Origin of the sequence: Crossiella sp. CA198 (assembly GCF_052078295.1) — a bacterium.
In the GTDB taxonomy this organism is placed as follows: Bacteria; Actinomycetota; Actinomycetes; order Mycobacteriales; family Pseudonocardiaceae; genus Crossiella.
This window is the reverse complement of record NZ_JBQJIM010000023.1, coordinates 156,104-171,547: the sequence shown is the minus strand read 5'-3', so window position 1 is coordinate 171,547 and position 15,444 is coordinate 156,104. Positions and strand designations below refer to the sequence as shown.

At 71.0% G+C, this 15,444-nt stretch carries 12 protein-coding genes and 1 riboswitch; of the genes, 5 read left to right on the top strand and 7 right to left on the bottom strand.

What is annotated here, in order from left to right; all coding sequences use genetic code 11:
* Window positions 1–97: 97 nt before the first annotated feature.
* From ACTOWY_RS33400 to ACTOWY_RS33390, 3 genes are all read right to left on the bottom strand, one after another.
* Window positions 98–850, bottom strand: a complete 753-nt coding sequence (locus ACTOWY_RS33400) for a class I SAM-dependent methyltransferase (protein ID WP_441313584.1) — start codon at window positions 848–850, stop codon at window positions 98–100.
* A 96-nt stretch (window positions 851–946) separates the two neighbouring features.
* Window positions 947–1,963: a DUF4037 domain-containing protein gene (locus ACTOWY_RS33395; RefSeq protein WP_441313583.1), complete on the bottom strand. Its 1,017-nt coding sequence runs from the start codon at window positions 1,961–1,963 to the stop codon at window positions 947–949.
* Window positions 1,964–2,007: 44 nt separating this feature from the next.
* Window positions 2,008–3,255, bottom strand: coding sequence for a sulfite oxidase (locus tag ACTOWY_RS33390; RefSeq protein WP_441313582.1), 1,248 nt, complete (start codon window positions 3,253–3,255; stop codon window positions 2,008–2,010).
* A 139-nt stretch (window positions 3,256–3,394) separates the two neighbouring features.
* Here ACTOWY_RS33390 and cobF point away from each other — a divergent pair, with 139 nt between their 5' ends.
* Both cobF and metE read left to right on the top strand, forming a co-directional pair.
* Window positions 3,395–4,165, top strand: coding sequence for a precorrin-6A synthase (deacetylating) (cobF, locus tag ACTOWY_RS33385; RefSeq protein ID WP_441313581.1), 771 nt, complete (start codon window positions 3,395–3,397; stop codon window positions 4,163–4,165).
* Between the two features lie 39 nt (window positions 4,166–4,204).
* A riboswitch (cobalamin riboswitch) is annotated at window positions 4,205–4,411 on the top strand.
* Between the two features lie 119 nt (window positions 4,412–4,530).
* Window positions 4,531–6,765 carry a 5-methyltetrahydropteroyltriglutamate--homocysteine S-methyltransferase gene (gene metE, locus ACTOWY_RS33380; protein WP_441313580.1) on the top strand — a complete coding sequence of 745 codons (2,235 nt, stop codon included), beginning with the start codon at window positions 4,531–4,533 and terminating at the stop codon, window positions 6,763–6,765.
* Window positions 6,766–6,831: 66 nt separating this feature from the next.
* Here the strand turns inward: metE and rraA are convergent, their stop codons facing one another.
* From rraA to aceA, 3 genes are read right to left on the bottom strand one after another with little or no spacing between them, the layout of a single operon-like run.
* The gene (gene rraA, locus ACTOWY_RS33375) at window positions 6,832–7,326 is read right to left on the bottom strand and encodes a ribonuclease E activity regulator RraA (protein WP_441313579.1); all 495 of its coding nucleotides are present in this window, start codon (window positions 7,324–7,326) and stop codon (window positions 6,832–6,834) included.
* Window positions 7,323–8,885, bottom strand: coding sequence for a malate synthase A (gene aceB, locus ACTOWY_RS33370; RefSeq protein WP_441313578.1), 1,563 nt, complete (start codon window positions 8,883–8,885; stop codon window positions 7,323–7,325). The genes rraA and aceB overlap by 4 nt, the downstream gene beginning before the upstream one ends.
* Before the next feature lie 32 nt (window positions 8,886–8,917).
* On the bottom strand, window positions 8,918–10,186 hold the full coding sequence (gene aceA, locus ACTOWY_RS33365) for an isocitrate lyase (RefSeq protein ID WP_441313577.1): 1,269 nt from the start codon (window positions 10,184–10,186) through the stop codon (window positions 8,918–8,920).
* Window positions 10,187–10,331: 145 nt separating this feature from the next.
* Here aceA and ACTOWY_RS33360 point away from each other — a divergent pair, with 145 nt between their 5' ends.
* Genes ACTOWY_RS33360 through ACTOWY_RS33350 form a run of 3 tightly spaced genes read left to right on the top strand, consistent with a single transcriptional unit; the run spans window position 10,332 to window position 14,231 of the window.
* Window positions 10,332–11,753 carry a short-chain fatty acyl-CoA regulator family protein gene (locus ACTOWY_RS33360; protein WP_441313576.1) on the top strand — a complete coding sequence of 474 codons (1,422 nt, stop codon included), beginning with the start codon at window positions 10,332–10,334 and terminating at the stop codon, window positions 11,751–11,753.
* On the top strand, window positions 11,750–12,520 hold the full coding sequence (locus tag ACTOWY_RS33355) for an SDR family NAD(P)-dependent oxidoreductase (RefSeq protein WP_441313575.1): 771 nt from the start codon (window positions 11,750–11,752) through the stop codon (window positions 12,518–12,520). Before ACTOWY_RS33360 ends, ACTOWY_RS33355 begins: the two co-directional genes overlap by 4 nt.
* 49 nt (window positions 12,521–12,569) lie before the next feature.
* A complete protein-coding gene (locus tag ACTOWY_RS33350; RefSeq protein WP_441313574.1) occupies window positions 12,570–14,231 on the top strand; it encodes a serine/threonine-protein kinase in 1,662 nt (553 codons plus the stop codon).
* Between the two features lie 133 nt (window positions 14,232–14,364).
* On the opposite strand, the gene ACTOWY_RS33345 is transcribed toward ACTOWY_RS33350, so the two are convergent.
* Complete coding sequence (locus ACTOWY_RS33345; protein ID WP_441313573.1) at window positions 14,365–15,417, bottom strand: hypothetical protein; 1,053 nt, start codon at window positions 15,415–15,417, stop codon at window positions 14,365–14,367.
* Window positions 15,418–15,444 lie beyond the last annotated feature (27 nt).

Below are 15,444 nucleotides of genomic sequence, written 5' to 3'. Positions count from 1 at the left end.
TTGGCCGTTGTGGACGGTGTGTTGGCCGAAGGGCGTACCAGATCGGCCAACACCGTGTACGACAACGGCCAACACGCCGGCGAGGTGCGGGCTGGACCTAGGCGGGTAGTTCGCCGGTGATCAGCAGGAACGGCGCGCGGTCGCGTTCGGCGGTCCAGCTGCGTGCGCGCAGCAGCCCGGGATCGGCTACCCCGGCCGCGTCCGCCAGTCGCGGGGTGCGCCGGGACATGACCCGGAAACCCGCGCCGGTCAACAGCTCCAGGTAGGTCGACTCCGGCCAGTGCACGTCCACCGTGCCGATCCAGCTGCCGTCGGTGCGCTGTACCTGGACCGGCAACGGCTCACCGGCCGCGTAGCTGTGGCCGGGCACGCCGCGCCGGAACCCGCTGAACTCGCCGTTGGCCTGCGCCGGATTCGGGCCGAGCACGGTGAACCGTCCGCCGGGCCGCAGCACCCGGCTGACCTCGGCGACCATCCGCTGCAGCCGGTCGAGTTCGGGCACGCAGATGAACATGAAGCAGGACATCGCCGCGTCCACCGAGTCATCCGGCAACGGCAGCAGATCGGCCTCGCTGAGCCGGTAGTCGATCCGCGGATGGGGTTGCCTGGCCGCGATCTCCAGCATGGCCGCGGAGAAATCCGTTGCCACCACCGAGATGGCGTGCCGGTCGGCGAACCACCTGGTGACCGTGCCCGGCCCGCATCCCAGGTCCAGCAACCGGTTCCCGGCCCGCAGACCGAGTTCGCCGGGCACGAACGGGTAACCGAGCAGCCAGCATGCCCCGTCGTCCCAGGTGTCGTAGTCCTCGGCGATGTCCTGGGTCGCCCAGCTCTGCGCGGCGTGGGTCACAAGGAGGTCAGGGCGGTAGTCACGGTGGTGATTCCCTTCGCGGACGATGTTGACCACTCACCGTGGCACCGATGATCGGCTCAGCGGTACAGCCGATCAGTGAAATCCGCGATCCATGGGCAGTTCGCGCAGCTCGGGATCGCGGATGGTGGCGCGCAGGGCCGCGGTGAAGCGCTCGGCGTGCAGCACGAGGTAGGGGCGGTCGTGGAACGGGCGTGGGCTGGGATCGACCGGGTCGGTGAGAGCGGCGTCGTTGTGCAGGGCGGCCACCATCGCGCTGGCTGCGCTGAGGTGCTGTTCGCGGTCCGGCCAGTCGGTGGCGGCGATCGCGGCGGTGAGCAGTGGGGTCAGCCGGGCGGCGCAGGGCAGGCGGGCGAAAGCGCTGCCGAGCCATTTGCCGTAGGGCGGGTAGACCCGGTTCAGCAGCAGGCACAGCCGGATCAGGTCGCGGGCCAGCCGGGCGGCGATAATCGCGGAACCAAGATCGTCGCCGACCTCCGCGCAACGGCCGGGGAAGGGTTCTTCCTGGCTGAGGCGTTGCCATTGGCAGGCCAGCAGGTAGCGCCACACGTCGTCGGGGTACCAGGCCAGCGCGCGCCGGGCCGGTTCGAGCTGGGCCAGGCCGTCGTGCCAGACCGCGCCCGCGGTGACCTCGGCGAGTGCCTGCGTTGGCGTGCCCAGCCAGTCGCGGGTGCTGATCCCGTCTCGTGGGTCGAAGCCGAGCCGGCCGGTCAGCCAGGCGCCGAGGTCGGCGATCTCCACCCCGTGCTGGACAGGTCCGCTGGTCGGGCGCAGGTGCCGGGTGCCCCGCTCGCCGGTCGGGACCAGGTTGGTCGGGTAACCGGCGATCGCGGTGGGCAGCCGCTCGGCCAGCAGTCCGGACACCTCCACGCCGTGTTCGGCGAGGTCAGTCGGGTGCAGGAACAGTTGCAGGCGTGGTCCCCAGTCGTGGTCGGTGGAGCGGGCGGTGTCGAAGCCGAGGACCTCGGAGCCGGGGCCGATCAGCGCCGCGCTGTGCGCCAGCCCGGGGAAATGCCGGTCCAGCAAAGGGCGGACGGCTTCCCGGTAGAGGCGGGCGGCGAGTTCCACACCCGGGATGAACGCTGGTGGCACGTCCGGCAGCGTGCCCGGGGCAGGGCCGGTGAAGCGAGCGGGTTTCAGCCGACCGTCACCGGGTGCCGCACCACCGCGCCGAAGAGGTAGCCGAACCGGTTGAACGGCACCTCCCTCGGCTGGGTCGCGCCAGTGCTGTCGGTGGCCTCGGCCAGCAGCGTGTACGGGCCCGGCCGCTCCGGCCGCCAGGCGAAGGTCCACGGCAGCCACGCCTGGTCCCGGCTCAGGCGACGGGGGTGGGCGGGTCGCCAGCTCGCGCCGCCGTCGGTGCTGATCCGGACCCCGCGCACTCGCCCTGCGCCCGACCAGGACCGCCCGGTCAGCAGGCGCGTCCGCCCCACGGCCAGCCGGGCCTCGCGCGGCAGCTCGAAGGCGCTCTTGGTGACCTGGCTGGTCAGCGGCGCGCTGCCCTCCTGCGGGTAGCTCGGGCCGAACAGGCGGTAGAACTGAGTGTTCCACGGCGAGAACAGCGGCCGGTCCGCCACCTCGATCTCGCCAACCCACTTGATGCTGGAGATCCCGGTCCAGTTCGGCACGATCAGCCGCACCGGGAATCCATGGTCGGGCGGCAGCGGTTCGCCGTTCATCTCATACGCCAGCAGGGTGTCCCGCAGCGCCTTGGCCACCGGCAGCGGCCTGCGCACCCGGCCCAGGTTGACCTGCCCGTCCACGAACTCCGGGTCCAGGCCGCTGGGCAGCACGTCCACCGCGGCCCCGGTCAGCCCGGCCCGCTCCAGCACCGTGGCCAGCCGCACACCGCGCCAGCGGGCCACGCCGACCCCGCCCAGCGTCCACGGGGTGCCGGGGGCCGGAGTGCCCTGCTGGGAGCCGTAGAAGCTGCGGCCGTTGCCCGCGCACTCGACGAAAGCGGTGCTCGACTCGGCGGGCATGCCGAGCAGGTCCTCGTAGCTGAACTCGACCGCCCGGTCCCGGCCCGGCGCGCCGTGCAGGCCGGTGCCGAACAGCCGCAGCCGCCAGCTGCGCGCGTCGATCAGCGGGGTGCCGGTGTGGTTGCGCACGAAGAACCGGTCGGTGGGCACCAGATGGCCCTGGCCACGCATGGCTTCCCAGCGCATCTCGGCGTTGGTGCCGTGCGGGATGAACAGCTCGGGCGGCAACGGTTTGACGATGGTGGCCGGGCGATCGGCCGCGGTGGCCAGCGGTCCGGCGGTCGCGGACAACGCCGCGGCGGCCCCCAGACCGGCGGTCAACCGGAGCAGTCCGCGGCGGGACAGACCCGCCAGCCGCTGCCGGTCGTAGGCCGTCTCATCCGTCAGGTCGCGATAGGACATTGGGCCAGTATTGGCTGGTCCAGGGCCTGAAAAGGCTAGTTGCCCCGAGGGCCACCCCATCGAGCCGACTCCGGGGAGAACTGCGAGATCCGTTGTGACGGACAATCGGTGCACTGGGACGGCGAGGAACGGGGTACGGGTGCGGCGGGTGGTCGAGGTGGTCGGCATCGGGGCGGGCGATCCCGGGCAGATCACGGTGGAGGCGGTGGACGCGCTGCGGCGCGCCAATGTGGTGTTCTTCCTGGACAAGGCCGGGCAGGCGCGCGAACTCTCGGACCTGCGCCAGGTCATCCTGGACACGCACGTGCCCGGCGGCGGGTACCGGGTGGCGCGGGTGGACGATCCGCAACGGCGACGCGACTACGACGGTTACGTCGAAGCGGTGGCGGACTGGCGGGCGCGGCGGGTCGAGCTGTGCGCCCGGATGATCGCCGAGCACCTCGGTCCCGAGCAGACCGGGGCGTTCCTGGTCTGGGGCGATCCCGCGCTCTACGACAGCATCATCGCGGTGGTCGAGGGCGTGCTGGCCGGCGGCGCGGACTTCGAGGTGCGGGTGCGGCCCGGCATCAGCAGCCTGTCCGCGCTGGCCGCCCGGCACCGGATCACCTTCAACCAGATCGCCGGTGCGGTGCAGATCACCACCGGACGGCGGCTGGCCGCGGGCTGGCCCGAGGGCGTCGACGACGTGCTGGTGATGCTGGACGCGGGCAACACCTTCCTGAAACACCTGGACGAACCGGGTGCCACCATCCACTGGGGCGCCTACGTGGGCACCGCGGACGAGATCCTGATCGCCGGGCCGCTGGCCGAGGTCGCCGAACAGATCGTGGCCAGCAGGCAACGCGCCCGCGACGCCAAGGGGTGGATCATGGACTCCTACCTGCTGCGCCGTCCTGCCGGTGGGTCGTAAGGAAAATCCCAGATCCTGAGCGAGGCTCCCGCGGTGCGCTACGCTCGCGTGGCTGGTGGTTCGCCCGGCCGTGGAACGGCTTGGCGAGGCAAGAGGGAACCCGGTGTGAATCCGGGACTGCCCCGCAGCGGTGAACGGGAACGAAAGCCGTCATCAAGCACTGCGCGCGAGCGTGGGAAGCGACGGCCGGTAGGAGCGAGCACGGCGCCCGTGAGTCCGAAGACCTGCCACTGGTCCGTGAGCCCGCCGGGTTCACGGTGGTCCGGAAGCCTCTCGGGTGGGCTTGTGCGGACGCGGCTTCGTGCCGCCCGCCGGCGTGCCCTGGGACCAATCCGGACTCCCGCACGCTCGCGAGGAGAGAGCTTGTGACCAGCGGTATCGGCGCCACCGTCCTGGGCTATCCGCGGATCGGTCCGCGCCGGGAACTCAAGCGCGCGGTGGAGCAGTACTGGGCGGGCCGCATCGGCCGGGACGCCCTGCTCGCCACCGCCAAGGAGTTGCGCACCTCCACCTGGCTGGAACTGCACGACGCGGGACTGGACTCGGTCCCCTCCAACACGTTCTCCTACTACGACCAGGTGCTGGACACCGCGGCCCTGGTCGGCGCGGTCCCGGCACGCTTCCGCCAGGACCACGACCTGGACACCTACTTCGCCGCCGCGCGGGGCACCGACGAGGTGCCGCCGCTGGAGATGACGAAGTGGTTCGACACCAACTACCACTACCTGGTGCCCGAGATCGACCAGGACACCGTGTTCTTCCTGGCAGGCGGCAAGCCGATCGAGGAGTACCGGGAGGCCAGGGCGCTGGGCGTGGACACCCGCCCGGTGCTGCTCGGCCCGGTCACCTTCCTGTTGCTGGCCAAGGGCGCTGACCCACTGGCCCGGCTGGACGACCTCCTTGCCGTCTACGTCGAGCTGCTCGGCGCACTGGCCACCGAGGGGGTGTCCTGGGTGCAGTTCGACGAACCCGCCTTCGCCGCGGACCGCACCGAGGAGGAGCTGGCCGCGCTCGGCCGCGCCTACGACCGCCTCGCCGCGGTGCCGAACCGGCCGAAGCTGCTGGTCACCGGCTGCTACGGGTCACTCGGCCCGGCACTGCCGGTGCTGGCCGGGAGCGCTGTCGAGGCCATCGCGGTCGACCTGGTGGCCGGGAGCACCGAGGGCATCGCCAGCGTGCCTGCGCTGCGGGACAAGACCCTGGTCGCCGGGGTGATCGACGGCCGCAACGTGTGGCGCGCGGACCTGCGCCAGGCGCTGGCCAAGGCGGTCTCCCTGGCAGGCGCCGCCAAGGAGGTCGTGGTCGGCACCTCGTCCACGCTGCTGCACGTGCCCTATGACCTGGACGCCGAGACCGGTCTGGCGCCCGAGGTCCGCTCGCGGCTGGCCTTCGCCCGGCAGAAGGTGCGCGAGGTCGTGCTGCTGGGCCGGGCACTGCGCGAGGGCGCCACCGGCGAGTGGGCGGAGCAGGCCGTGCAGGCCACCGCCGAGCCGCGGCGCGACGACGCGGTGCGCGCCAAGGTGGCGGCCCTGCGGCCCGCGGACCGCCTGCGCGCGCCCTACGCCGAGCGCGCGGCCGCCCAGGACGCGTTGCTGGGCCTGCCCCCGCTGGCCACCACCACCATTGGTTCCTTCCCACAGACCGGCGAGATCCGCACCGCGCGGGCCGGCCTGCGCACCGGGGACCTCACCCAGGCGCAGTACGAGGAGCGGATGCGCGCCGAGATCGCCAGGGTGATCAAGCTCCAGGAGGACATCGGCCTGGACGTGCTGGTGCACGGTGAGCCCGAGCGCAACGACATGGTGCAGTACTTCGCCGAGCACCTGGACGGCTTCGCCACCACCGAACTCGGCTGGGTGCAGTCCTACGGCTCGCGCTGCGTGCGGCCGCCGATCATCCACGGCGACGTCACCCGGCCCAGGCCGATCACCGTGGACTGGGCCAGCTACGCCCAGTCGCTGACCGGCAAGCCGGTCAAGGGCATGCTGACCGGCCCGGTGACCATCCTGGCCTGGTCCTTCGTCCGCGACGACCAGCCGCTGGGCCAGACCGCCGACCAGGTGGCGCTGGCCCTGCGGGAGGAGATCGCCGACCTGGAGGCCGCGGGCATCCGGATCATCCAGGTCGACGAGCCCGCGCTGCGCGAACTGCTGCCACTGCACGCGGCCGACCAGCCGGAGTACCTGGAGTGGTCGGTGGGCTCCTTCCAGCTCGCGGTCGCCGGGGCCGCGGTGGGCACCCAGATCCACACCCACCTGTGCTACTCGGAGTTCAGCGAGGTCATCGACGCCATCGACGGTCTCGGCGCGGACGTGACCACCATCGAGGCCGCCCGGTCCAAGATGGAGGTGCTGGAAGACCTGCGCGCCACCGGTTTCAGCCGCGGCGTCGGTCCGGGCGTCTACGACATCCACTCCCCGCGGGTGCCCAGCCAGGACGAGGTCATCGACCTGGTCGCCGCCGCGGCCGCCGCGGTGCCGCCCAAGCGGCTGTGGATCAACCCGGACTGCGGGCTGAAGACCCGCGGTTACGCCGAGGTCGAGCCCGCCCTGCGGCACCTGGTCACCGCGGCCCGCAAGGTCCGCGAAACCCTGGGCTGATAACGAGAAACGCGGGTGGTGCGCGGGGGAGACATCCCGCGCACCACCCGCGAACCCGCCCGATCCCTAGACGGGCGGGTGATCAAGCACGACCACGCCGTCGTGGTCGCTGACCAGGAAATCGCCAGGGCGGAAGGTGATCCCGCCGAACTCCACCGGCACGTCCACCGCCCCGGCCCCGGTTTTGGCGCTGCGCCTGGGATTCGTGCCGAGCGCCTTGATCCCGAGGTCCAGGGTGCGCAGCGCCGCGGCGTCCCGGACCGCGCCGTGCACGACCAGGCCGCGCCAGCCGTTGCGCCGGGCCAGTTCCGCGATCAGGTCGCCGACCAGCGCGGTGTGCAGCGACCCGCCACCGTCGACCACCAGCACCCGGCCCTGTCCCGGTTCCGACAGCACCGCCTTGAGCAAGGCGTTGTCCTGCAGACAGGAGACCGTGCGGACCGGTCCGGCGAAGACCAGCCTGCCGCCGAACTGGCGCAACTGGGTGTCGCAGCTGCGCACCGCGTCGCCTTCCCGGTCGGCCAGATCGGCGGTGGCCCACCGCGTGGTCGCGGTGGTCATGACGCGCGCACGGCCAGGTGAGCAGCGTAGGCCGTGGTGGTGAAGAACGACGGTGGCCGCTCGGCCAGCGCGTTCGCGGTGAACAAGGCACGCACCGCGTCCCGGCGTTCCGGCCGGATCTCCAGCAATTCCTTGTCCAGCATGGCCTGCACCAATTCCTCGCTGACCATCCCGCCCTCGGCCAGCGGGGTGATGTGGTACAGCCACTGCCACACCTGGCAGCGGGCGATCTCGGCGGTGGCCGCGTCCTCCATCAGGCCGCCGATCGAGGCCGCCCCTGTCCCGTCCAGCCAGGCCTGGAAGTACTGCGCCGCAACGGAGATGTTGCCGCGCAACCCGGCCTCGGTGACCCGGCCGGGCGTGTGGTCCACGGCCAGCAACTCGGTCGCGGTGACTGTGACGTCCGGGCGCTGGCGGTCCAGCTGGTCGGGTTGGGTGAACGCGGCCGCGCACACCGGGACCAGGCCGGGGTGGGCCACCCAGGAGCCGTCGAAGCCGTCCCCTGCCTCACGTTCCTTGTCCTCACGCACTTTTTCCAGGACCACGGTGTTGGATTCGGCGTCCCGGCTGGGGATGAACGCGGCCATGCCGCCGATGGCGTGCGCGCCGCGCTGGTGGCAGGTGCGCACCAGCAGTTCGGTGTAGGCACGCATGAACGGCACCGTCATGCTCACCTGGCCGCGGTCGGGCAGCACGAACTCCGGGCGGTGGCCGAAGTTCTTGATGACACTGAAGATGTAGTCCCAGCGGCCCGCGTTGAGCCCGGCGCTGTGCTCGCGCAGTTCGTAGAGGATCTCTTCCATCTCGAAGGCGGCGGTGCTGGTCTCGATCAGCACGGTGGCCCGGATGGTGCCTTGCGGGATGCCGAGTTCCCGTTGGGCGTAGGTGAAAACGTCGTTCCACAGCCGGGCTTCGAGGTGGTTCTCCAGCTTGGGCAGGTAGAAGTACGGCCCGTGCCCGCGCTCGATCTGCCGCTGGCCGCAGTGGAAGAGGTAGAGGCCGAAGTCGAGCAGACTGGCCGAGATCGGCCTGCCCTCCACCACCACGTGCTTGTCCACCAGGTGCCAGCCGCGCGGCCGCACCACGATGGTGGCCACTTCCTCGCCGAGTGCGTAGTGCTTGCCGCCCTCGGCGGTGAAGTCGATCCGCCGCTCGATCGCGTCGATCAGGTTCAGCTGGCCCGTCACGATGTTGGACCAGGTGGGTGCGGTGGCGTCCTCGAAATCGGCCATCCACACCTTCGCGCCGGAGTTGAGCGCGTTGATCGCCATCTTGCGCTCCGGCGGCCCGGTGATCTCCACCCGGCGGTCGCGCAGGCCCGGCGCGGGCGGGGCCACCCGCCACGTCGGATCCTCGCGGATGGCCCGGGTCTCCGGCAGGAAGTCGGGCAGCCCGCCCTCGGCGAAGAACTCCCGCCGTTCCCGCCGCGCGGCGAGCAGTTCGGCGCGGCGGCCGGCGAACCGGTCGTCCAGCCGCACCACGAACTCGATCGCCTCCGGTGTCAGGACCTCCTCGAACCGCTCGCCGCGCGGGCCGGTGAGCTGGACTCTGCTGGGCACGATGCCTCCTCTGCGGTCGCTGGGACGGGGACTCAGGCGAACTGGGCGGCTTCGGTGGACTCGGCCAGCGCGGTGGTCGAGGCCGCCGGGTTGATCGCGGTGCTGACCAGGTCGAAGTAGCCGGTGCCGACCTCGCGCTGGTGCTTGGTCGCGGTGTAGCCCTCGGCCTCGGCGGCGAACTCGCGCTCCTGCAGCTCCACGTAGGCGGTCATGCCGGTGGCCGCGTACCCCTTGGCCAGGTCGAACATGGAGTGGTTGAGCGCGTGGAAGCCGGCCAGGGTGATGAACTGGAACTTGAAGCCCATGTGCCCGAGTTCGCGCTGGAACTTGGCGATGGTGGCGTCGTCCAGGTGCCGCCGCCAGTTGAACGAGGGCGAGCAGTTGTAGGCCAGCAGCTGGTCCGGGTACTCCGACTTGATCGCCTCGGCGAAGCGGCGGGCCACCTCCAGGTCCGGCGTGCCGGTCTCCATCCACAGCAGGTCGGCGTGCGGGGCGTAGGCCAGGCCGCGGGCGATGCAAGGCTCGATCCCGTTGCGCACCCGGTAAAAACCCTCCGCGGTGCGCTCGCCGGTGACGTAGGGCTGGTCCCGCTCGTCCACGTCACTGGTGATCAGGTTGGCGGCCTCGGCGTCGGTGCGGGCGATCACCAGCGTGGGCACGCCGGCGATGTCGGCGGCCAGCCGGGCGGAGGTCAGCGTGCGCACGTGCTGGCCGGTGGGGATGAGCACCTTGCCGCCCAGGTGGCCGCACTTCTTCTCCGAGGCGAGCTGGTCCTCCCAGTGCACGCCTGCCGCGCCGGCCGCGATCATGCCCTTCATCAGCTCGAAGGCGTTGAGCGGGCCGCCGAACCCGGCCTCGGCGTCGGCCACGATCGGCGCCAGCCAGTGCGGCGCGCCCGGCTCGTTCTCGGCGTGGCTGATCTGGTCGGCGCGCAGCAGCGCGTTGTTGATCCGGCGGACCACCTGCGGCACCGAGTTGGCCGGGTACAGGCTCTGGTCCGGGTAGGTCTGGCCGGACAGGTTGGCATCGGCGGCGACCTGCCAGCCGGAGAGGTAGATGGCCTTGAGCCCGGCCCGGACCTGCTGCACCGCCTGGTTGCCGGTCAGCGCGCCGAGGGAGTTGATGTAGTCCTCGGTGTGCAGCAGCTCCCACAGCCGCTGCGCGCCCAGCCGGGCCAGGGTGTGCTCCTCGACCACGCTGCCGCGCAGCCGGACCACGTCCTCGGCGGTGTGCGTGCGCTCGATACCGGCCCAGCGGGGGTCGGTGGCCCAGTTCTCCGCAATCTGCTTCGCGCTCAACATGTTCTCGACATTGGCAGGAATTCACCGCACCGGTCGAGACCCGCAACCTGCCAATTTCTGAAAATCTTCAACCGCGATTCTGCGAATCTTGCGAATTCGAGAATTAGCCACAATGCCCTAGGGTGGTCATCACGGGAGGTGCGGGATGGCCAAGACCTTCGTCGGCGGCAGGGTGCGCAGGCTCCGCGAGGAGCGCGGGCTGAACCAGGTCGACCTGGCCCGCTCGCTGGGCATCTCGCCGAGTTACCTCAACCAGATCGAGCACGACTCCCGGCCACTGACCGTGCCGGTGCTGCTCAAGATCACCGAGACCTTTGGCGTGGACGCCTCCTTCTTCGCCGCCCAGGACTCCGCCCGGCTGTTCGCCGAACTACGCGAGGCCCTGTCCTCGACCGACGTATCAGCAGATGACCTGCGAGAACTCGCCACCGCCCGGCCCGAGCTGGCCAAGGCGGTGATCGCGTTGCACCGGCGCAACCAGCACCTCGACGAGCAGCTCGGCCTGCTCGCCGGGGACCGCGCGGCGGAGTCGGTGATCGGCGCGCACGAGCGGGTCCGCGACTTCTTCTACACCTACGCCAACCACTTCCCCGGCCTGGACGACGCGGCCGAGCAGGTGGCCGGGGTGATCGGCATCCGGCCCGGCGAGGTGCGGGCCGCGCTGACCGCCAGACTGGCCGACAAGCACGGTGTGCACGTGCGCACCATGGTGGGTGATGTAGCTCATAAGGGTTCGGCTGGTGAATTGCACCACTTCGATCCGGCCACCCGGACACTGAGTCTTTCGCTGAACATGCGACCGGGGCAGCAGGCATTCCGGATGGCCACCCAAATCGCGTTACTGGAATTCGGCGACGCCCTGGACGCCATTGTCCGGGACAGCGCCGAGCCGGAGGGCCCGGTCCGCTCGCTGATCCGGGTCGGGCTGGCCCGCTACGCCGCGGCCGCGCTGGTCATGCCCTACCGCGCCTTCCACCAGACCGCGGAACGGCTGCGCTACGACATCGAACTGCTGGCCGACCACTTCGCCATGGGCTTCGAGACCATCTGCCACCGGCTGACCACCCTGCAACGGCCCGGCGCACGCGGGGTGCCGTTCTCCTTCGTGCGGGTGGACCGGGCCGGGAACGTGTCCAAACGCCAGTCCGCCACCGGTTTCCACTTCTCCAGGGCAGGCGGCACCTGTCCACTGTGGAGTGTCTACAGCGCCTTCTCCGCGCCTGGCAGGGTGATCACCCAGGTGGCCGCGATGCCGGACGGCCAGCGCTACTTCTGGGTGGCGCGTACCGTCTCCCGCAGCCGCGGCGGCTACGCGAGTCCCGGCAAGTCCTTCGCGGTCGGCCTGGGCTGCGAGATCCGGCACGCGGGGCGCCTGGTGTACTCGGCGGGCACCGACCTGGACGACGCGGACGCGGCCACCCCGATCGGCCCCGGCTGCCAGACCTGCGACCGCCCACTGTGCCCGCAACGCTCGTCCCCACCGATCGGCAAACCCCTGCGGGTGGACGAGAATCGGAGCACGTTCGTGCCGTATCCACTGCAACCGTTCCGGGAGGGATCACGGTGACCGAGCCACGAGGTGTGCTGGTGACGGGGGCGTCCCGGGGCATCGGCCGCGCGGTCGCACTGGCCTTCGCCCGCGCGGGCGAGCGGGTCGCCGTGCACAGCACCCGGCCGCACGCCGAAGCCAAGTCAACCCTGGCCGCTCTCCCCGGTTCCGGCCACGCCCTGGTCACCGGCGACCTGGCCGACCCAGCCGCGGCCGCCCGGATCGCCGCCGACGCCATCGCGGCCCTGGGCCAGGTGGACGTCCTGGTCAACAACGCCGGCGTCGCCCCCACCGCCGACAATCGCCACGCCCCAGCCGAAGTCGCCTACGCGGACTGGGTCGCCACCTGGCAGCACATGGTCCAGGTCAACCTGCTCGGCGCCGCCAACGTCACCTGGGCGGTGACCCGCCACCTCATCGACCGCGGCGCCCCCGGCAGCATCGTCAACATCGGCTCCCGCGGCGCCTACCGCGGCGAACCCACCCACCCCGCCTACGCCGCGACCAAGGCCGCCCTGCACGCCCTCGGCCAATCCCTGGCCATCGCCCTCGCCCCGCACCACATCGCGGTGACCTCGGTGGCCCCCGGCTTCATCGCCACCGAACGCCAGCAACCCAAACTCGCCGCTGTCACCGGCGAGGCCCTCCGCCAGGAAAGCCCCTTCGGCCGGGTCGGCACCCCCGAGGAAGTCGCCCACACCGTCCTCCACCTCGCCGACCCGGCATCAACCTGGACCTCCGGCACCATCATCGACCTCAACGGAGCCTCCCACCTCCGCCCCTGACCCGCTGGATTCCGGCCACAAGCGCAGCCAGGCGGCCTAGGATCCCCGCATGCAGCCCGGCACGGTGATCGCGAACAGGTATCGGCTGGAGCGCGTCATCGGCGCGGGTGGCATGGGGGTGGTCTGGCAGGCGACCGATCTGGAGTTGCGCCGGGAGGTGGCGCTCAAGGTCGGTGAGAGCGAGCAGTTGCGCCGGGAGGCCCGGATCGGGGCCGGGCTTCAGCATCCGAATGTGATCGCCGTGCACGATGTGGCCGAGCAGGATGGCCAGCGCTGGCTGGTGCTGGAGTACCTGCCCTCCCGCAGCCTGGCCGAGATCCTGCACGAGGACGGTCCGGTGTCCGCGCGCACGGCGGCCGGGATCGGCGGGCAGATCGCGGACGCGCTGGTGGCCATGCACGAGCGGAACATGGTGCACCGCGACATCACCCCGGCGAACGTGCTGGTCACCGCCGAGGGCGTGGCCAAGCTGACCGATCTGGGCATCGCGAGCTGGTCCCAGGTCACCCGCACCGGCAGCGCCCAGGTGGCAGGCACGGACGGATTCCTGGCCCCGGAGGTGCTCGCGGGCGGGTTCGCCACCCCCGCGATCGACCTGTACGCACTCGGCGCGACCCTGTCCGCCGCGGTCGAGGGGCTGCCCGCGACCGGTCCGGGCCGCGCGCTGACCAAGGTGCTGGCCGAGTTGACCAACCCGGATCCGCGGCTCCGCCCCTCCGCCGCGCGGGCCAGGGAGCTGTTCCGCAAGGCAGCCGCTGACCTGCCCCGCCGCCGGAAACTCCTGGTCACGGCCGGCATCGGCCTGGTGGCAGTCACCGCGGCGGCCATCGGACTGGTGCCGGACTGGGGCGCCGTGCCACGGAACACCACCACCGCGGGTGCCACCCTCCCGGCCTCGGGCGCGGTCTTCGTCGGCGACCCGCGCACCGTCGAAGCCTGCGGGCTGATCGATCCCCGCGAGCTGGACCGGTTCGGCGCGACCAGGTTCGCGGCCGAGCGCGGGCCGTTCAACGCCTGCCAGCTGCACACCCAGCTGCGCCCGAACCTGGAGGTGGATCTGTACGTCCGGCTGGAAACCGGTCCGGACGCCGACTCCTTCGAGGTGCCACGGCCACCCGTGGCGGTCGCCACCGAACCGCTGCCGGTGCGCGAGGATCGCGACGGCGATCAGTGCCGGCGGATCGTGTACCTGCCGGGCGGATACCGGGTGGTGATCTCGGCCTGGCAGAACGAGCATCCGCCGGAACTGTGCTCGCTGGCCGAGGCCCTGGTGCCGGGTGTGCTCAAGGCATACCACCGCGGCCCGCTGCCCCGCCGCGTCACGCAGTCCGGCTCGCTGGCCGCGCGCACCGCCTGTGACCTGCTGCCCACCGCGAAGCTCACCGGTCCGTTCGGCACCAGCGAGATCACCCGCGAACCGGGCCTCGGCGGCTGGAGCTGCTTCTGGACGGCGCCCGGCGCCGACCCGGCGGTGCAGGTCAACTTCTACCGCACCGACCCACCCGAGGACGGCCAGGTGCGCACGATCGCCGGTCGTGAGGTGGTGCTGCTCCCGGAAGGCGCCGGGGACAACAAGTGCCTGGCCTCGATCACCTTTCGGCGCGACCAGCTTGAGCGGATCGAGATCATCTGGCGCAGTGCCCAGCCCTCGGCCCAGCGCTGCGCCGCGGTGACCGCGCTGGCCACCACGATCGCGGAAAGCCTGCGCTGACCCAACTCTGAGCGGGTAACGGCTCGACGTGCTGCCCCGGCAGCACCTGTCGGTTCCGGGGGTGGCCCTACCGGCGCTGAGTCCGGACCTGGCAAGGCCGCCCGCCGCTGCTAGACCGCCGGCGGGCGCACTCTCACGCCGGGTTGCAATTGCTGACGGGACCAACGGGAGCCGGGCTGAAGGTGCAGATGGCTCCGTCCCCGCCGCCGTCCACGACGCTCTCCTTGTAGTTGCTGTCGCCCTGCTTGCTCTTGTCGCTGTTCCGGCCACCGGTCAAGGTGATCTTGTCCACGCCCCGGCCGCCGTAGACCCTCCCGGAGTGCTCCATGTCGGGGTAGTCGAGGCCGTTGGCGGCACCACCCGCGAGGTCCTCGCAGCCGATCTCCAGCGCGTCCCCTCCGGTGAGGGTGATGGTGTCCGCGCCGTCCCCACCGTGGACCACTCCGTTGTTGGCGTTGTCCCCACAGGCCGCGGTCCCACTGTGACCAGCGGTCAAGGTGATGATGTCGTCCCCGTCGCCGCCAGTGACGATACCGCGGCCGGTATTGCCCGCCGGTACCACGCCGGTGGTGTCAGCGCCGGCCCAGCCTCCGGTGACGATGATCGTGTCGTTGCCGCTGCCGCCGTGGACCTCACCGCTGTTTCCGGATAGTTCCCGGTCGAGGAAACGCGGGTCGCCGCCGATGAGCAGAGTGTCGTCGCCGTCGTCACCGAAGACGTCACCCTCGTTGGCGGTGCGGGTGATGTTATGGGTACTGAACTTGTCGTTGCCCGGCCCGAGGTTGACCACATCGATCTTGGCGTCGACGAGGTCCACCCCGCCGAACTCCACATCGTCGTCGCCCGCTCCGGCGTTGACAGTGATGGGCTCGGTGCCATCCTGGTCTTCGGTGATGTGGCACTTGATGATGTCGGCGCCATCAGTGCCGGTGATCGTCGCGCGACCGGCCTCGCTGACGCCGTTGGTGCCCACACCGTTGACGGTGCAGACGAAGTCCTGCGCTGAGGCCACCGGGGCAGTCAGCACACCAAGCACAACGGTCATACCGGCGGTCAACGCCAGCACGGGATTCCTGCGACGCATTGTTGTCCCCTCCAGGTAGAAGGAACTCAGCATGACTGTCCGTACGCCCATGAGCACTATCCGCGACGGTGTTCGGTGCGTTTTACGCTCGTTGTAACTCATCGAACGAGTGAGAGCCCGTGCCCGGCG